Source organism: Enterobacter sp. 50793107 (genome assembly GCF_001463365.1).
Classification (GTDB): Bacteria; Pseudomonadota; Gammaproteobacteria; order Enterobacterales; family Enterobacteriaceae; genus Enterobacter; species Enterobacter cloacae.
In genome coordinates this window covers 25,699-44,234 of sequence record NZ_LNII01000069.1, presented here as the reverse complement: position 1 = coordinate 44,234, position 18,536 = coordinate 25,699, and the positions used below count along the sequence as shown (strand labels likewise).

11 protein-coding genes are annotated in these 18,536 nt (G+C 56.7%); 9 read left to right on the top strand and 2 right to left on the bottom strand.

What is annotated here, in order from left to right:
* Positions 1-87 precede the first annotated feature (87 nt).
* Positions 88-1,455 carry a 6-phospho-alpha-glucosidase gene (locus APU11_RS09445; protein ID WP_058651811.1) on the bottom strand — a complete coding sequence of 456 codons (1,368 nt, stop codon included), beginning with the start codon at positions 1,453-1,455 and terminating at the stop codon, positions 88-90.
* Between the two features lie 12 nt (positions 1,456-1,467).
* Positions 1,468-3,012: a PTS transporter subunit EIIC gene (locus APU11_RS09440; protein ID WP_045293487.1), complete on the bottom strand. Its 1,545-nt coding sequence runs from the start codon at positions 3,010-3,012 to the stop codon at positions 1,468-1,470.
* A gap of 274 nt (positions 3,013-3,286) precedes the next feature.
* Between APU11_RS09440 and APU11_RS09435 the strand changes: the two genes are divergently transcribed.
* The 9 genes from APU11_RS09435 to rodZ all read left to right on the top strand — a co-directional run bounded on the left by APU11_RS09435 (position 3,287) and on the right by rodZ (position 18,514).
* Positions 3,287-8,239 (top strand): alpha-2-macroglobulin, encoded by a 4,953-nt coding sequence (locus APU11_RS09435; RefSeq protein WP_058651810.1) that lies wholly within the window; start codon positions 3,287-3,289, stop codon positions 8,237-8,239.
* A 1-nt stretch (position 8,240) separates the two neighbouring features.
* Positions 8,241-10,568, top strand: a complete 2,328-nt coding sequence (pbpC, locus tag APU11_RS09430; RefSeq protein ID WP_058651809.1) for a peptidoglycan glycosyltransferase PbpC — start codon at positions 8,241-8,243, stop codon at positions 10,566-10,568.
* An 88-nt stretch (positions 10,569-10,656) separates the two neighbouring features.
* Positions 10,657-13,035, top strand: a complete 2,379-nt coding sequence (locus APU11_RS09425; protein WP_058651808.1) for a DMSO/selenate family reductase complex A subunit — start codon at positions 10,657-10,659, stop codon at positions 13,033-13,035.
* Positions 13,032-13,661: a DMSO/selenate family reductase complex B subunit gene (locus APU11_RS09420; RefSeq protein WP_013098282.1), complete on the top strand. Its 630-nt coding sequence runs from the start codon at positions 13,032-13,034 to the stop codon at positions 13,659-13,661. The genes APU11_RS09425 and APU11_RS09420 overlap by 4 nt, the downstream gene beginning before the upstream one ends.
* Positions 13,654-14,442 (top strand): DmsC/YnfH family molybdoenzyme membrane anchor subunit, encoded by a 789-nt coding sequence (locus APU11_RS09415; RefSeq protein ID WP_058651807.1) that lies wholly within the window; start codon positions 13,654-13,656, stop codon positions 14,440-14,442. The genes APU11_RS09420 and APU11_RS09415 overlap by 8 nt, the downstream gene beginning before the upstream one ends.
* Complete coding sequence (locus APU11_RS09410; RefSeq protein ID WP_058651806.1) at positions 14,442-15,317, top strand: 4Fe-4S binding protein; 876 nt, start codon at positions 14,442-14,444, stop codon at positions 15,315-15,317. Before APU11_RS09415 ends, APU11_RS09410 begins: the two co-directional genes overlap by 1 nt.
* A 124-nt stretch (positions 15,318-15,441) precedes the next feature.
* On the top strand, positions 15,442-15,873 hold the full coding sequence (ndk, locus tag APU11_RS09405) for a nucleoside-diphosphate kinase (protein ID WP_003860625.1): 432 nt from the start codon (positions 15,442-15,444) through the stop codon (positions 15,871-15,873).
* A gap of 169 nt (positions 15,874-16,042) precedes the next feature.
* Positions 16,043-17,209 carry a bifunctional tRNA (adenosine(37)-C2)-methyltransferase TrmG/ribosomal RNA large subunit methyltransferase RlmN gene (locus APU11_RS09400; protein WP_013098279.1) on the top strand — a complete coding sequence of 389 codons (1,167 nt, stop codon included), beginning with the start codon at positions 16,043-16,045 and terminating at the stop codon, positions 17,207-17,209.
* Between the two features lie 291 nt (positions 17,210-17,500).
* Positions 17,501-18,514 (top strand): cytoskeleton protein RodZ, encoded by a 1,014-nt coding sequence (gene rodZ, locus APU11_RS09395; protein ID WP_040023372.1) that lies wholly within the window; start codon positions 17,501-17,503, stop codon positions 18,512-18,514.
* Positions 18,515-18,536 lie beyond the last annotated feature (22 nt).

Sequence of the window (18,536 nt, the reverse complement as noted above, 5' to 3'; positions counted from 1 at the left end):
TTGCCTCCATTCTTTTCCGTAAAAAAGGATTGTCGGTGTTTTTTCTGACACCGACAAGCAAACCACGTTCAACTCGCGAGCAAGCCCCTATTTTTTCACCGCTTCGCCGTTCTGCCAGGCTTTTTGCAGCGCAGGCCAGTACTCGCGGTTAGCCTCGATCATCTCATCCAGAATCGCTTTCGCGTGCTCCATGGTCGGTACGGTGCGATTCAGGGTAAATGCCTGCAGCGCTTTCTCATAGCTCCCTTCAATGGTTGCTTCCACCAGCAACTGTTCAGAGGCGAGCTGCTGTTGTAGCAGCGTCTGATGAAACAGCGGCACCTGGCCCACGCGGACAGGCTCTGGCCCCTCTGAGGTGATATAAGCGGGAACCTCAACGACCGCATCGTACGGCAGATTGGTAATTGCCCCGCGGTTTTCCACCATCACCAGATGATGGCTCCGCAGGTTGAAGGCCAGCGAGCAGGCGACATCGACGATAAACTCGCCGTGAACGCCAACGTGGAAGGCGTCCGGCAGGATCCCGGTACGCTTATATTCTTCGGCTGCGGCAAACAGCTTTTTCTCACGCCCGTTCATCACTTCGTTAGCGCGAGTGTAGTCCGGGTTCTGATGCTCAACAATCTGGTTCGGCATCAGGTAGTACTGCAGATACGGGTTCGGCAGATACTCCGGGAAGTTATCCATGATCGGCTTGATGTTGCGCCAGGTTTTCACCCACGACGGATCGGAGTGCTGCGGGTCGGTTTTGGCGGCATCTTCTGTCAGCAGACCAAACTTCGCGATATGTTTACGCAGCTCCGGCAGCTTGTCCTCGCCGTCCACCAACACACGGGTAAACCAGCCGAAGTGATTCAGCCCAAAGTAGTCCACCTCCAGCTTGCGGCGATCGACCCCCAGAATGGCTCCCATGTTACGCATTGCGGCAACCGGCATATCGCAAATATTCAGCACGCGGGCGTTCGGCCGCAGGCGACGCACCCCCTCTGCGACGATTGCCGCCGGATTGGAGTAGTTTACGATCCATGCTTTTTCATGCGCGTAGCGATCCACCAGATCGATAAGCTCGACCATTGGCAGGATCGTACGCAGCCCGTAAGCCAGCCCGCCGGGGCCGCAGGTCTCCTGACCAACCACGCCGTGGCGCAGCGGGATCTTCTCATCCTGCTCACGCATTTTATACTGGCCAACGCGCATCTGGGCGAAGACGAAGTGTGCGCCGCTGAAGGCCACTTCCGGGTCATTGGTGACGGTAAATTTGATGCTCTGGCTGTGGTCGCGGATCACTTTTTCCACCACCGGGGCAATTGTGTTCTGACGCGCCTCGTCGATGTCGTAAAGGCGGATTTCGGCCAGCGGGAAGTCCTGCAGACGCACCATCAGGCTTTTCACAATACCTGGCGTGTAGGTGCTACCGCCGCCAGCAATCGACAGAATGAATGGGGGTGTAAACATCTTTAGCTCCTTTCAGAGAAACGTCTCAACGGCTTCTCGCATTTTTTTGACATGCAGCCCGTAGACCACCTGAACGTTGTTACCTTGTTTGATAATCCCTTTTGCGCCGGTCGCTTTCAGGCGCGGCTCATCAATGATGGCGACATCCTTTACCGTCACACGTAAGCGGGTGTAACAGTTATCCACCACTTCAATATTTTCCCGGCCGCCCAGACCGACGACGATGGATTCACCCAGCCCGTCGTTATTGCCCTTCGCCTGGTACTCCTGTTTGCTGTAAAGGCGCGTCTCCTGGTCCTCATCTTCACGGCCTGGCGTTTTCATGTTGAAACGCAGGATCAGGAAGCGGAACACCACGAAGTAGAGGGCGAACATGATCAGCCCGACCACGATGTACATCGGCCAGTTGGACTTCTCCGTACCGAGCGGCAGGTTGTAGAGAATAAAATCGATAATCCCGTTAGCGCCGATGGCGTGAACACCCAGCAGGGAGAACAGCATCATCCCGATACCCGTCAGCACCGCGTGCACCACGAACAGCAGCGGGGCGACAAACAGGAAGGAGAACTCGATGGGCTCGGTGACACCGACCAGCAGTGAAGTGAGCGCCGCCGGGATCAGAATCGCTTTTGCTGCCGCTTTACGCTCCGGCTTTGCGGTCATGTACATCGCCAGCGCCGCCGCCGGCAGGCCAAACATCTTGCTGATGCCGCGCGCATCCCATACCACCGTGCTGCTGAGCTGTTTCACCTCCGGGCAGGCCATTTCCGCGAAGTAAATGTTGCGCGCGCCCTGATAAACCGTACCGCACACCTCTTGCGTGCCGCCCAGTTCGGTATACAGGAACGGGGTATAGACCAGATGATGCAGACCGGTGGGCACCAGAATGCGCTCAAGGAAGCCGTAGATCGCCACGCCGAACGGACCAGAACCTTTGATGGCAAGCGCCATTGCGCTAATGCCGTGCTGGGCAAACGGCCACAGCTCGCTCATCACTACGCCGAGCAGCATGGAAACGGGCAGCATCACAATGGCGACAAAACAGTGACCAGAGTAAATCGCCATCGCGCCGTTAAACTGTACGCCGGAGTATTTGTTGTACAGGTATCCAGAAAGCGCGCCGGTCAGGATCCCGGCGAACACGCCCATCTCCAGCACCTGAACGCCCAGCACCATAGTCTGCCCGGCGGCTTTCATCTGTGCTGCGGGTGCCAGTTCGCCCTGAAGCTGTAGCGTGACATTCATGGCGTTGATAAACACCACAAACGTTACCAGCCCAATCAGCGCCGCGTAGCCTTTGTCCCGTGTTGCCAGACCAATCGGGATGCCGACGGCAAACACCAGGGCCAGGTTAACCAGCACCGACACGGCAGATTTGGCGATCAGCTGGCCGATGTTCTGGATCAGCGGATGGCCGAGAAACGGCAGATACTCGGCCAGGTTGCCATTGCCCAGCACATTGCCAAAGGCGATAAACAGACCGACGATCGGTAAAATAAGTACCGGTCCGTACAATGATTTTCCGAAATTTTGTAGGGCGTTCACGGCTCGTTTCATGGCTTTCTCTCTTATTGAACCGCGCACTCGGGGTGCGTCTTGAGCTTAAAACTAGCAGGCTCCCGGCGAGCTTATCCAGCTATCTACTTGTTTTAAAAACAAATGACGTGAAAGGTAACATGTGACGTTTGACGTTGTGATCGGCGTAACATCACCACGTTGACGATGCGAGCCGCCTTCCAGATCCTAAAAATGGACTTTTTGTATTAACGAAACTTGCGGATAATACTTATCCGGAAGACGACCAACAGGCTCCATGGGCCAGGGACAAAGGATGAAACCGTTTCGCTTAGCCGCGCTCTCTCTTGCGCTGCTCACCACGTTTACGCTTGTCGGCTGTGATAACAGCGACGATAAACCTCAGGCTGCGGCTCCCGCGGCATCTACAGCAACCACACCAAAAGCGGCCGAAAAGCCAGACGCTGACAAGCTGGCAAAACTGGCGGCACAAAGTCAGGGCAAAGCGCTCACTCTGCTTGATGCCTCTGAAGTGCAGCTGGACGGCGCCGCCACGCTGGTGCTGACATTCTCTGTTCCACTAAATCCGGATCAGGATTTCTCGAAAACCGTGCATGTCGTGGATAAGAAAAGCGGCAAGGTTGACGGGGCGTGGGAACTGGCGCCGAACCTGAAAGAGCTTCGTCTGCGCCATCTGGAGCCTAACCGCAATCTGGTCGTCACCGTGGAACGCGATCTGCAGGCGTTAAACAAAGCGACTTTTGGCATCGACTACGAAAAAGCCCTGACCACCCGGGATGTCGAGCCGACGGTCGGATTCGCCAGCCGCGGGTCACTGCTGCCGGGGAAAGTCGTGGAAGGCTTGCCGGTCATGGCGCTCAACGTCAATAACGTGGACGTGAACTTCTATCGCGTGAAACCGGAGTCGCTGGCTTCATTCGTCAGCCAGTGGGAATACCGTAACTCGCTGACCAACTGGGAATCTGACAATCTGCTGAAGATGGCCGAGTTGGTTTATACCGGTCGTTTCGATCTTAACCCGGCACGCAACACGCGTGAAAAACTGCTGCTGCCGCTGAAAGATATCAAGCCGCTCCAGCAGTCGGGCGTCTATATTGCAGTGATGAATCAGGCAGGGCACTACAACTACAGCAATGCCGCCACGCTCTTCACCTTAAGCGATATTGGGCTGTCCGCTCACCGTTATCATAACCGTCTCGATATCTTCACCCAGAGCCTGGAAAACGGTGCGGCGCAATCCGGCGTAACCGTCACGGTGTTAAACGATAAAGGGCAGACCCTGGCTGAGGCGAACAGCGATGCCGACGGCCATGCAAAGCTCGAAACTGACAAAGAAGCCGCGCTGATCCTTGCCAGTAAAGATGGCCAGACTACGCTGCTTGACCTCAAGCTGCCGGCGCTCGATCTGGCGGAGTTCGACATTGCCGGTAGCCCGGGCTACAGCAAACAATTCTTTATGTTTGGCCCGCGTGACCTCTATCGCCCAGGCGAAACGGTGATCCTGAACGGCTTACTGCGCGACAGCGACGGTAAACCGCTGCCTGCGCAGCCGGTGAAGCTGGATGTGCTTCGCCCGGATGGGCAGGTAGCGCGTACCGTCGTCGTCCAGCCGGAGAATGGTCTCTATCGCTTTAACTATCCGCTGGACAGCGGGGCGCAAACCGGCATGTGGCATATCCGCGCCAATACGGGCGATAACCAGCAGCGTCTGTGGGACTTCCACGTCGAAGATTTTATGCCAGAGCGTATGGCGCTGAATCTGAGCGGACAAAAAACGCCGGTTGCACCGCAGGATAACGTCGACTTTAACGTGGTGGGATATTACCTCTACGGCGCACCGGCCAACGGTAATGCCCTGCAGGGGCAGCTCTTTTTGCGTCCACTGCGTGAAGCGGTTCCGGCGCTGCCTGGCTTCCAGTTTGGCGATATCGCCGAAGACAACCTGAGTCGCAGCCTGGATGAAGTGCAGCTTACGCTTGATGAACAGGGGCGTGGGCAGGTCTCTACGGAAAGCCAGTGGAAAGAGGTGCATTCTCCGCTTCAGCTGATCCTGCAGGCCAGCCTGCTGGAATCAGGCGGTCGTCCGGTGACGCGTCGTGCTGAACAGGCTATCTGGCCAGCAGCCGAATTACCGGGTATTCGTCCTCAGTTCGCCAGCAAGGCGGTGTATGATTACCGCACCGATACCACCGTTAACCAGCCTATTGTCGATGAAAACGGCAACGCCAGTTTCGACATTGTCTATGCCGATGCCAGTGGGGCGAAAAAGGCTGTTTCCGGATTACAGGTGCGCCTGATCCGCGAACGCCGCGACTACTACTGGAACTGGTCAGAAAGCGATGGCTGGCAGTCCCAGTTTGATCAAAAAGATCTCATTGAAGGCGAGCAGGAACTGACCCTCAAGGCCGATGAAACGGGCAAAGTGACGTTCCCGGTAGAGTGGGGCTCCTATCGTCTGGAAGTGAAAGCGCCTGATGACATGGTCAGCAGCGTACGTTTCTGGGCCGGGTACAGCTGGCAGGATAACAGTGACGGCACGGGAGCCGCGCGCCCCGACCGCGTGACCCTGAAACTGGATAAGCCTTCTTACCAGCCGGGTGACACCATCCAGTTGCATATCGCCGCACCTGCCGCAGGTAAAGGCTATGCGATGATCGAATCCAGCGAAGGGCCACTGTGGTGGAAAGAGATCGACGTTCCGGCCAACGGACTGGATCTGTCTATTCCGGTAGACAAAGCCTGGAAACGCCACGACCTCTATCTCAGCACGCTGGTGGTTCGCCCTGGCGATAAATCCAAATCCGCCACGCCGAAGCGGGCGGTTGGCCTGCTGCATCTGCCGATGGGGGATGAAAATCGCCGTCTGAATATCGCGCTGGATAACCCGCAAAAAATGCGCCCTAACCAGACGCTTTCCGTGAAGGTAAAAGCCAGCGTGAAAGAGGGCCCGGTACCACAGAAAGTGAACGTGCTGGTCTCCGCGGTGGACAGCGGCGTGCTGAACATTACCGATTACGTCACGCCGGATCCGTGGCAGGCCTTCTTTGGTCAGAAGCGCTATGGCGCGGATATCTACGATATCTACGGCCAGGTGATTGAAGGCCAGGGACGTATGGCCGCGCTGCGTTTTGGTGGTGACGGCGATGAGCTTAAACGCGGCGGTAAGCCGCCGGTGAACCATGTCACCATTATCGCCCAGCAGGCACAGCCAGTGACGCTTGATGCGAATGGTGAAGGGTCCATCACACTGCCAATTGGAGACTTCAACGGTGAGCTGCGTCTGATGGCGCAGGCCTGGACGGAAGAGGATTTCGGCAGCAGCGAAAGCAAAGTGATTGTGGCCGCGCCGGTCATTACCGAGCTTAATACGCCGCGCTTCCTGGCAAGCGGCGATACCTCACGGTTGACACTGGATCTCACTAACCTGACCGATCAGCCGCAAACGCTAAATGTGGCCTTAACCGCGACCGGCAAGCTGTCGCTGGAAGGGGCGCAGCCGCAGCCTGTCAAACTGCCACCGGGTGCGCGCAGCACGCTGTTTATTCCGGTGCGTGCACTGGAAGGTTACGGTGACGGCGAAGTGACGGCGCAGGTAACAGGACTTCAGCTGCCTGGCGAGACCTTCGCTCCGCAGCAGAAGAGCTGGAAAATCGGCGTCCGTCCTGCGTTCCCGGCGCAGACGGTGAATACCGGGGCCATGCTGAACCCGGGTGAGTCCTGGACTGCGCCAGGGCAGCATATCAACGGCTTCTCTCCCGCTACATTGCAGGGACAACTGCTGCTTAGCGGCAAACCGCCGCTTAATCTGGCGCGCTATATCCGTGAGCTGCAGGCATATCCTTATGGCTGTCTTGAACAAACCACCAGTGGCCTGTTCCCGTCTCTCTATACCAACGCGTCACAGCTGAAGGCGCTTGGCATTAAAGGCGACACGGACGACAAACGTCGTGCTGCCATTGATATTGGCATCTCCCGCCTTCTGCAGATGCAGCGTGACGACGGTGGTTTTGCGCTCTGGGATAAAAACGGTCCGGAAGAGTACTGGCTGACTGCCTATGTCACTGACTTCCTGGTGCGTGCCGGTGAGCAGGGCTACAGCGTGCCGACGGATGCGGTCAATAATGCCAATAGCCGACTGCTCCGCTACCTGCAGGATCCGGGCATGATGTCCATCCGCTACAGCGACGATACCCAGGCCAGCAAATTTGCCGTGCAGGCCTATGCCGCACTGGTACTGGCGCGCCAGCAAAAAGCCCCGCTGGGTGCGTTGCGTGAAATCTGGGATCGTCACGGGCAGGCGGCTTCCGGTCTGCCGCTGATGCAGCTCGGTATGGCACTCAAACTGATGGGGGATGCCCCGCGCAGCCAGCAGGCGCTGGATCTTGCCCTCAAAACGCCGCGCAACGACAGCAGAAACTGGATGGCGGATTACGGTAGCGCGCTTCGTGATAACGCGCTGATGCTCTCCCTTCTGGAGGAGTACAAGCTGCTGCCGGATGCGCAAAATACGCTGCTGAATGCCCTGTCTGAACAGGCCTTCAGCCAGCGCTGGCTGTCTACGCAGGAGAGTAACGCGCTGTTCCTGGCCGGACGTTCGCTACAAACTCTGTCCGGAGCATGGCAGGCGGAAACCTCACTCTCGGGTAGCGCATTGAGCGGTGACAAGGCGCTGGTGCAGAATATGAATGGCGATCAGCTTGGTGCGCTGCAGGTGACCAACACCGGCACGACACCGCTGTGGGTGCGTCTGGATAGCACCGGTTACCCGGACTCAGCCCCTCAGCCATTCTCGAATGTTCTGCAGATTGAACGCCATATTCTGGCAACCGACGGCAGTTCGAAATCGCTCTCTTCGCTGAAGAGCGGTGAGCTGGTGCTGGTATGGCTGGAAGTGAAGGCCAGCCAGAACGTGCCGGATGCGCTGGTGGTGGATCTCCTCCCGGCGGGTCTGGAGCTGGAGAACCAGAACCTGGCAAGCAGCAGCGCCAGCCTGCAGGACAGCGGCAGCGAAGTGCAGAACCTGCTTAGCCAGATGCAGCAGGCGGATATTCAGCATATGGAGTTCCGCGACGACCGCTTTGTGGCCGCAGTGCCGGTGAACGAAGGGCAGCCGGTTACGCTGGTTTATCTGGCGCGCGCCGTGACGCCGGGAACGTACCAGGTACCGGTGCCGCTGGTGGAGTCCATGTATGTTCCGCAGTGGCGGGCAACGGGTGCGGCCAGTGGCCCGCTGATTGTTGTACCGTAATATGTCAGTTGCACGTCTGATACGCTCCCGCTGGCTGTGGCTGGCGGGGGCGCTTCTCATTTTATGGGGGCTGATTGTCGCCGCCGACCGCCTCTGGCCGTTGCCGCTGAAAGAGGTTAACCCCGCCCGGGTGGTGGTCGATGAGAAGGGCACGCCGCTCTGGCGTTTTGCCGACAGCGAAGGGATCTGGCGTTATCCGGTCACGATTGAAGAGGTCTCTCCTCGCTATCTTGAGGCCCTGATCCAGTATGAAGATCGCTGGTTCTGGGAGCATCCAGGCGTGAATCCTTTCTCTGTGCTGCGCGCCGCCTGGCAGGATCTGACGTCCGGTAAGGTTGTCTCCGGGGGCAGCACGCTGACCATGCAGGTTGCGCGTCTGCTGGATCCGCATCCGCGCACCTTTGGCGGTAAAATTCGTCAACTCTGGCGGGCGATGCAGCTTGAATGGCACCTCTCCAAGCGCGAGATCCTCACCCTCTACCTTAACCGCGCCCCGTTTGGCGGGACGCTCCAGGGAATAGGTGCTGCAAGCTGGACCTATCTGGGTAAACCGCCATCACAGCTCAGCTATTCCGAAGCGGCCCTGCTGGCGGTGCTACCTCAGGCCCCCAGCCGTTTACGCCCGGACCGCTGGCCGGCGCGGGCGGAAGCGGCGCGCAACAAAGTGCTCGACCGGATGGTAACGCAGGGCGTCTGGTCAGCCCGACAGGTTAACGAATCCCGTGAAGAGCCGGTATGGCTGGCTCCCCGGCAGATGCCCCAGCTGGCGCCGCTCTTCGCACGCATGATGCTGGGAAAAAGCCGTGATACCAAAATTGTCACCACTCTGGATGCCGCCTTACAACGGCAGCTGGAAGAGCTGGCAATGAACTGGAAATCCCGCCTGCCGGCGCGCAGTTCACTGGCGATGATCGTCGTGGATCATACCAATATGAAAGTGCGCGGCTGGGTCGGTTCGGTGGATATTAACGATGACACCCGCTTCAGCCATGTGGATATGGTGAATGCGATCCGATCCCCGGGATCGGTACTGAAACCTTTTATCTACGGTATGGCGCTCGACGATGGATTGATCCATCCCGCTTCACTGCTTCAGGATGTCCCCAGGAAAACCGGTGATTATCGTCCCGGTAACTTTGACAGCGGATTCCATGGGCCGGTGAGCATGAGCGAAGCGCTGGTGCGCTCCCTTAACCTGCCTGCCGTGCAGGTGCTGGAGGCGTACGGGCCTAAGCGTTTTGCCGGCATGCTCAGCAACGCAGGGTTGCCGCTTATTTTGCCTGCGGGGGCGCAGCCAAATCTGTCGTTGATCCTGGGCGGGGCGGGAGCGCGGCTGGCTGATATTACTGCTGCCTACAGCGCTTTTGCCCGCCACGGTAAAGCGGGAAGGCTGCGCTTACAGCCAGGTGATGCGCTGGTTGAACGTCCGCTGTTGTCACCCGGCTCGGCCTGGATTATTCGCCGTATTCTGGCGAATGAAGCCCAACCGTTACCGGATAACTCACTGCCGCAGGTTGCGCCGCTGGCATGGAAAACGGGCACCAGCTACGGCTATCGCGATGCCTGGGCCATTGGCCTGAATGCGCGTTACGTGATTGGCATCTGGACAGGAAGGCCGGACGGCACGCCCGTGGCGGGACAGTTTGGTTTTGCCAGTGCCGTGCCGCTGTTAAATCAGGTGAATAACCTGCTTCAGTCGCGCTCAACGATAGACGAAGCGCGCCTGCCACGCGATCCGCGCCCGGAAAGCGTCGGGCGAGGCGTGATCTGCTGGCCTGGCGGGCAATCTTTGCCGGAGGGCAGTGAAAACTGCCGTCGACGCCTGTCGACCTGGCTGCTGGAAGGGAGTGAGCCGCCGACGCTGTTGCTGCCGGAGCAGGAGGGCATCCGCGGGATCCGTTTCCCGATCTGGCTGGATAAAACCGGCAAACGCGTGGCGGCAGATTGCCCGGATGCCACAGAGAAAGTGCTGGACGTCTGGCCGCTGCCCCTGGAGCCGTGGCTACCGGCAGCGGAAAAAAGAGCGGCACGTCTTCCCGCACCCTCAACGGTTTGTCCACCGCTGGATGATAACAATGCGGCACCGCTAATGATTTCAGGTATCAGAGAGGGGGCGGTCATTAAACGTCTTCCGGGTGAGGATAATGTGACAATTTCCGTCACGACCAGCGGGGGAGAAGGGCAGCGATGGTGGTTTTTAAATGGCGAGCCTCTTGAACATAAAAATCGGAATTTTTCAATGCAGTTATCTTTGCCCGGTAAATATCAATTAGTTGCCATGGATGAGGCCGGGAAATTGGCTACGCTTAATTTTGAATTAAGCCGCTAACCCCTACTCCCTATTAATTAGCTTGATAATAATCAATGTTCGTTCCTGCGAAAAAACGAGAATGCGTTTTTATTTGAAGGAATGAGCAATGACAAAAATAAAAAGCCAGGGAGACGGCCTTTTACCCGCTGTATCCCGACGTCAGTTTATCCAGGCTGGGTCGGCGCTTGCTGCCCTGCCGTTTGTCGCCCGCGTTGGCAAAGCAGAGTCGAGTGAAGGCACCGCTGCACAAGACGAGCCTGCGGAAAACATTATTCAGACCTGCAGCACATTTGACTGCGGGGGGAAATGTGATATTCGGGCCCACGTCAACGATGGCGTGGTGACCCGAATTTCCACGCGCCCGGATAATGAGCTGGATCCGCAAATGCCGGTGATGCGCGCCTGCGTTCGTGGCCGGGCTTATCGGAAATTTGTTTACCATCCTGACCGTTTAAAATATCCGATGAAACGCGTGGGTAAGCGCGGTGAAGGAAAATTTGAACGTATTTCGTGGGATGAAGCTACCACGCTTATTGCCGAACGGTTAAAAACGATCACGCAACAATACGGCGCAGCCTCGCGTTATGTTCATGTGGGTACGGCGGTTTCCGGGGGCACCTTTTCCGGGGATAAGATGGTCCGTCGTTTGCTCAACTTAACCGGCGGATACCTTGAAAGCTATCATTCGGTCAGTATGGGCAATACAGCTGCCGCGACGCCTTACACCTACGGCACCGCCGCCAGCGGCAGTTCGCTGGATACACTGCAGGATACCCGGCTGGTGATCCTCTGGGGTCATAACCCAACGGAGACCATTTTTGGTCACAGCAACCACTATTTCCAGAGGATGAAGCAAAACGGCACGCGTTTTATCGTGGTTGATCCACGCTACTCAGATACCGTTTCATCCCTTGCCGATCAATGGATCCCCTTATTACCGACGACCGATAACGCGCTGATGGACGCGATGATGTACGTTATCGTCACGGAAAACCTGCACGATCGTGAATTTATTCAGCGCTATACGCTGGGCTTCGATGAAGCCTCAATGCCTGAAGGTGTGCCCGCCAACGAGTCTCTTGTCGCCTATCTGACCGGTGCGAAAGATGGAGTGGTGAAAACTCCCGAATGGGCAGAGCAAATTACCCATGTGCCAGCGCAGACCATCCGGCAGCTGGCACGCGACTATGCCACAACAAAACCTGCCGCGTTAATTCAGGGCTGGGGTCCACAGCGCCACAACTGCGGCGAACGCACCGCGCGTGGCTCTACGCTGCTGGCAACGCTGACGGGCAATGTTGGCGTAAAAGGTGGGTGGGCTGCAGGATATGGTGGTTGTGCCAACCGGAAATTTGCGGTCGGTCCTGACATGCCGGATAACCCGGTCAAAGCAAAAATATCGGTGATGAACTGGGTTCAGGCCGCTGACGATGCCTCACAGGTCACACCGGATGTCGGCCTGAAGGATGCTGAAAAGCTCGACAGTAATATCCGCATTCTGTTTTCTCTGGCGGGTAACTATCTTGCTAACCAGAACCCCGATCTGCACCAGGCGACACGGGTACTGGAAGACGAGTCGAAAATTCAGTTCATCGTTGCAAGCGATCTCTTCATGACGCCGAGTGCCCGCTATGCCGATCTTCTGCTGCCGGAAACCAGCTTTATGGAACGCTGGAATATCGGTGAAACCTGGGGGACCGCAAGCTATCTGATCCTCTCGGAAAAGCTGATCAAACCCGAATTTGAACGCCGTTCAGACTATGACTGGCTGCGCGAAGTAGCCGCTAAGCTGGGTATCGAACCGGCCTTCAGCCAGGGGCGGGATGAAAAGGCGTGGATTGAACACATATGGGAGCAGACACGCCTGGCGATGCCAGAGGAAAACTTGCCTGACTTCGCGACGCTGCAAAAGACGCGGCAACATCTCTTCAAAAGCGCACCGTATGTCGCTTTTGAGGACAATATTCGCGACCCGCAAAATCATCCCTTCCCGACGCCATCCGGAAAAATTGAGATCTTCTCGAAGCGTCTTTACGACATGCATCACCCGGAAATCCCTGCGCTGTCGCATTACGTGCCAGCCCATGAAGGACCGGAGGATGAACTGGCGAAGACGTTCCCGTTACAGCTCATTACCTGGAAAGGGAAAAACCGCGCCAACTCCACTCAGTATGCCAACCCATGGCTGATTGAGGTTCAACAGCAAAAGTTATGGATTAACCCACAGGACGCGCAAAAACGCGGTATTGCGCAGGGAGATACCGTGCGTATTCACAATGCACGGGGGATATGTGAAATCCCGGCCGAAGTCACGCCGCGCATCATGCCTGGCGTTGTTGCCATGCAGGCCGGCGCCTGGTGGCAGCCGGACGAGCGGGGCATTGATAAAGGTGGCTGCGCGAACGTGCTCAGCTCCGCCCGCATTACCGCACTTGCGAAAGGGAATTCTCATCAAACCATGCTGGTGGAGGTAGCAAAAGCATGAGTCAGTTTAAACACTACGCGCCGGTGAGCGACAAACAGCTGGGCTTCTATATCGACTCATCCCGCTGCTCGGGCTGCAAGGCCTGCCAGGTGGCGTGCAAAGATAAAAACAACCTTGAACCCGGGCGTCGTTTCCGTCGTGTGTACGAAATCAACGGCGGGAATTTCATCCCAACTGGCCAGGGTGGCGTCAGCAATAACGTTTTTGCCTACACACTTTCTGTCTCCTGCAACCACTGTGCGGATCCTGTCTGCACCAAAAACTGCCCGACCACCGCGATGCATAAGCGTCCGGGTGACGGCATCGTGCGCGTCGATACGGATAAGTGCGTCGGCTGTGGATATTGTGCGTGGTCATGCCCCTATGGCGCGCCGCAGCTCAACGAGCAGACCGGGCAGATGTCCAAATGCGATTTTTGCGTGGATCTGCAGGCGAAAGGCGAACAGCCTGTCTGCGTGGCAACCTGTCCCCTTGAAGCGATCAAATTCGGGCCGATTGATGAACTTCGGGCGAAATACGGTGTGGTCTGTGACGTGAAGGGATTGCCTGATTCCTCCATCACCAAACCGAACCTGGTGATCAAAGCACATCAGGGCGCAGAGAAAGAGGGGACACGTCATGCATGAGTTACCGTTGCTGATTTTTACCCTGTTCCTTCAGGGATCGGTAGGCGTTACGCTCTGGCTGGCGCTCGGAGACGCGCAGGCTTCGCCGCGTAACGCGCTGCTGCCTGCTGCCGGGGCATTCGTGCTGGCCTGCCTGGGGCTGCTCGCCTCGGCGCTGCATATGGGCTACCCGCTCAATGCTCTCAACGCGCTGCGCCACGTATCCAGCTCCTGGCTGAGCCGTGAGATTGTATTTGCCAGCCTTTACCTTGCGGCGCTTGGTCTTGCGACGCTGCTGATGTTCGCGAAAAAACCAGGCTGGAAGCCGCTTCTGGCGGTGGCGGGTCTTGTCGGGCTGGTGGACGTGTTCTGCATGGCGCAGATTTATATCCATACGTCGGTTGTTACCTGGCAGCACATCAACACGCTGGTGCTGTTCATCGGCTCGGTGGGAATCATTGGCTCAGCCTGCGTGGCCGTTGGGGCGCCTTCCCGGATTAACCTGCGCGCGGCGGTTGTGATTATTACGCTGCTGGTGCTTGTGCGTCTGGTGATGCAGCCCGTCTGGCTGGCCGACATTACAGCCATGGACAACACCGTTGTGACATTCCCTCACGCTCCGTTACGGATGCTGGAGCAACTGCGCACGGTGCATCTGCTGAGCTGGTGCGTTTCCGTTGCGGGCATGCTGTGTTTTGCCGCGGGCGGTCTGAAGGCCGCGCGAGGCCCGGTGCTGCTGGGCAGCGCATTACTGATTGTGGGTGAGCTGATGCTGCGCTTCGTTTTCTTCAGTATTGGCTGATGGCCGGATTAACGCTTATCCCGGCGATGGACGTGACGCATGCGTGCGTTCGTCGTCGTTTCCGCCATGCCTCCTGCCACGCCTGTGCGGACGCTTGCCCTGTGCAGGCGTTCACTTTTACGGACTCGGGCGTTCTGATTGATGACAGCCGTTGTATTGAATGCGGTGACTGCCTGTTTGTCTGCCCAGCCGGAGCCATTACCGGCATCGTACCGCGAAAACGCTTTTTGCGTGGAGATACGCTTGTCGGGCCGTTTGCGGAACGCGCACCTGGAGTGAATGAGCTGCTACTGTGGCACGCGCAATACCGCGTTCGTTTTATCAGTATTGAGGTGGAGCACCATCCTGACTGGCTGCTGGCGCTTGCCCGGCTTAATCTTACGCTTCGCCGACGCGGTGAAGCGGCGTGGGCATTTAAGCTCATCCCGCACAACGAGGTGAATCTCGCCCGCCGTGCGCTAATGCACGTTCCCCGCGAGGATGTTCGTGCCTGTCGCGTCATGCCTGGCCTGCGTGAGTTGCGAAGGGCTTTTCCCGCGTTTAGTGAGGCAGAGATCGCTCTCGACGCCGGAAAGTGCGTGCTGTGCGGGGCGTGCTGGCGAAGCTGTCAGGAAAAGGCGATTCGTTTTGAGAACGCCAGTCTGAGGGGGGAAACCGGATATTGCACCGGTTGCGGTGGTTGTGAAGCGGTTTGCCAGCATGCGGCGATAAAAGTGACACAAACAGAGGGAATAGCGAAAACGGTAACCATGCCCGCATATGAGGCCAATTGCCAGACGTGCCGCCGTCGGTTCTGGTCATTTACGCATGAAGAAAAGCAGTGCCCGCTCTGTTTCCACCATCACTACGGGATGCGAAATCTGTCCTGTTGCTAATCTTCGTCTCATTTTAAAAAAATGTTATGTGTAACCATAGGCAATGGCGCTATTGCTCTTTATAATCCGCGCCACACCATACTCAGGTATGCAAAAACAACAGAACATTTTACAGAGGTTATCAATGGCTATTGAACGTACTTTTTCCATCATCAAACCAAACGCGGTGGCAAAAAACGTTATTGGCAGCATCTTCGCTCGCTTTGAATCAGCAGGGTTTAAGATCGTTGGCACCAAAATGCTGCATCTGACCGTTGAGCAGGCTCGCGGTTTCTACGCTGAGCATGAAGGTCGCCCATTCTTTGACGGTCTGGTTGAGTTCATGACCTCTGGCCCGATCGTGGTATCCGTGCTGGAAGGCGAAAATGCGGTACAGCGTCACCGTGACCTGCTGGGTGCAACCAACCCGGATAACGCGCTGGCAGGTACGCTGCGCGCTGACTACGCTGACAGCTTCACCGAGAACGGCACCCACGGTTCTGACTCTGTTGAATCTGCAGCGCGCGAAATCGCTTTCTTCTTCGCAGAAGGCGAAGTGTGTCCACGTACCCGTTAATTTAACGGTTTCGTTTACACATTATTTTCGTAAATGCCACGTGCAAACGTGGCATCCCTGCGCCAGACTTTGTACAATGCAACGCCCCGGACGAGCAGAACGCTTTCCGGGGCGTTTCTTTTCAACCCTCCATGGGCCATAACGTGTAACAACGAGGCCGGAAAATATTATGTCTGAATTAGTGAATACCTCCGAAGTCGCCACGCCTGCGGTTCCAAATAAAAATGGAAAAATTAACCTGCTGGATCTGAACCGTCAGCAGATGCGCGAGTTCTTTAAAGAGTTGGGCGAGAAGCCGTTTCGTGCCGATCAGGTCATGAAATGGATGTACCACTATTGCAGCGACAACTTTGATGACATGACTGACATCAACAAAGTGCTGCGCAACAAGCTCAAAGAAGTGGCTGAAATCCGCGCACCGGAAGTAGTGGAAGAACAACGCTCTTCAGATGGCACCATCAAATGGGCGATTGCCGTTGGCGATCAGCGTGTTGAAACCGTGTATATCCCGGAAGACGATCGCGCCACGCTGTGCGTCTCTTCTCAGGTTGGCTGTGCGCTGGAGTGCAAATTCTGCTCAACCGCGCAGCAAGGTTTTAACCGTAACCTGCGTGTATCTGAAATCATTGGCCAGGTCTGGCGTGCCGCGAAAATCGTTGGCGCGGCGAAAGTGACCGGAACCCGCCCAATTACCAACGTGGTGATGATGGGGATGGGTGAACCGCTGCTGAACCTGACTAACGTGGTTCCGGCAATGGAAATCATGCTGGACGATTTCGGTTTTGGTCTCTCCAAACGTCGCGTGACGCTCTCTACATCAGGCGTGGTTCCGGCTCTGGATAAGCTGGGCGACATGATTGATGTGGCGCTGGCCATCTCTCTGCATGCGCCAAACGATGAAATCCGCGACGAAATTGTGCCGATCAACAAAAAGTACAATATCGAAACCTTCCTTGCGGCGGTGCGTCGCTACCTGGAAAAATCCAACGCCAACCAGGGCCGCGTAACCATCGAGTACGTGATGCTCGACCACGTGAACGACGGTACCGAGCATGCGCATGAACTGGCTGCACTGCTGAAAGATACGCCGTGCAAAATCAACCTGATCCCATGGAACCCGTTCCCGGGAGCGCCGTATGGCCGCAGCTCGAACAGCCGTATCGACCGTTTCTCGAAGGTGTTGATGGAGTACGGTTTCACCACCATCGTGCGTAAAACCCGTGGTGATGATATCGATGCCGCATGCGGTCAGCTGGCGGGTGATGTGATTGACCGAACCAAACGTACCCTGCGTAAACGCATGCAGGGCGAGACGATTGCGGTCAAAGCTGTTTGATTATTATGCAATCACGGCGCATTATTGCGCCGTGAAGCATAATCTTACTGAATAATCAGTCAGATTCGTGATGACTGAGTAATAATTACGGTGCGTTTCATACGACTTTCGGGCAGTATGTAACGACGTAACAACAGTTTAGCTTCACGGGCAGGGCGCACTGTCATCTCCGGGCTGACAGTCTTATACTGACTGTTCAAGGTTAACTGACCAGAAGTTTCGCGGTGCGGGTGGCATTGTGACTCACCGGCACCTGAACCCTTATTTTTCACGTACCAGTAGTTGTAGCGAATGAATACTGAAGCCACTCACGACCAACATGAAGCACTCTCCACTGGCGTTCGTCTTCGCAACGCCCGTGAACAACTCGGACTCAGCCAGCAAGCCGTTGCAGAACGCTTGTGCCTGAAGGTTTCCACGGTTCGCGATATTGAAGAAGATAAGGCACCTGCCGATCTGGCTTCAACATTCTTGCGCGGGTATATCCGCTCTTACGCAAAACTGGTGCACATCCCCGAAGACGAATTACTGCCAATGATGGAGAAGCAGGCACCGGTTCGTGCAGCCAAAGTTGCACCGATGCAGAGCTTCTCTTTGGGCAAACGTCGTAAAAAACGTGATGGCTGGCTGATGAGCTTCACCTGGCTGGTGCTGTTTGTGGTGGTCGGTCTGACCGGCGCATGGTGGTGGCAAAACCACAAGGCGCAGCAGGAAGAGATCACCACGATGGCCGATCAATCCTCTGCCGAACTTAACCAGGCCGGAAACGGTAACGCGCAGAGCGTGCCACTGAGCACCGACAGCGCGGCAACGACCAGCGAGCCACAAACCGCGACGACCGATACGCCAGCTACCGACGCTGCGCAGACCCCAGCGGCAACGGCTAACACGTCAGCGCCTCAGACGCAGGCTCCAGCGCAGGATCAAAACGCGGTGGTTGCACCTTCTCAGGCTCCTGTGGATACCGCAACGAACGCACCGGCGGCGAACACCTCGGCCCCCCTGCCGACCGATCAGGCCGGTGTCGCAACGCCCGCGGTTGACCCTAACGCGCTGGTGATGAATTTCACTGCAGACTGCTGGTTAGAAGTCACTGACGCAACAGGTAAAAAACTGTTCAGCGGCCTGCAGCGTAAAGATGGCACGTTAAACCTAACCGGTCAGGCACCGTATAAACTTAAAATCGGCGCTCCGGCAGCGGTACAGATCCAGTATCAAGGAAAACCTGTCGATCTGAGCCGCTTTATCAGAACTAACCAGGTTGCACGTCTTACCGTTAATGCCGAACAATCAGCAGCACAGTAACAGACGGGCTACGCGGGAGATT

Coding starts and splice junctions, on each gene's coding strand:
- APU11_RS09445 (WP_058651811.1), bottom strand. CDS start 1,455: ATGTTTACACCCCCATTCATTCTGTCGATTGCTGGCGGCGGTAGCACC.
- ndk (WP_003860625.1), top strand. CDS start 15,442: ATGGCTATTGAACGTACTTTTTCCATCATCAAACCAAACGCGGTGGCA.
- rodZ (WP_040023372.1), top strand. CDS start 17,501: ATGAATACTGAAGCCACTCACGACCAACATGAAGCACTCTCCACTGGC.
- APU11_RS09435 (WP_058651810.1), top strand. CDS start 3,287: ATGAAACCGTTTCGCTTAGCCGCGCTCTCTCTTGCGCTGCTCACCACG.
- APU11_RS09425 (WP_058651808.1), top strand. CDS start 10,657: ATGACAAAAATAAAAAGCCAGGGAGACGGCCTTTTACCCGCTGTATCC.
- pbpC (WP_058651809.1), top strand. CDS start 8,241: ATGTCAGTTGCACGTCTGATACGCTCCCGCTGGCTGTGGCTGGCGGGG.
- APU11_RS09415 (WP_058651807.1), top strand. CDS start 13,654: ATGCATGAGTTACCGTTGCTGATTTTTACCCTGTTCCTTCAGGGATCG.
- APU11_RS09410 (WP_058651806.1), top strand. CDS start 14,442: ATGGCCGGATTAACGCTTATCCCGGCGATGGACGTGACGCATGCGTGC.
- APU11_RS09400 (WP_013098279.1), top strand. CDS start 16,043: ATGTCTGAATTAGTGAATACCTCCGAAGTCGCCACGCCTGCGGTTCCA.
- APU11_RS09440 (WP_045293487.1), bottom strand. CDS start 3,012: ATGAAACGAGCCGTGAACGCCCTACAAAATTTCGGAAAATCATTGTAC.
- APU11_RS09420 (WP_013098282.1), top strand. CDS start 13,032: ATGAGTCAGTTTAAACACTACGCGCCGGTGAGCGACAAACAGCTGGGC.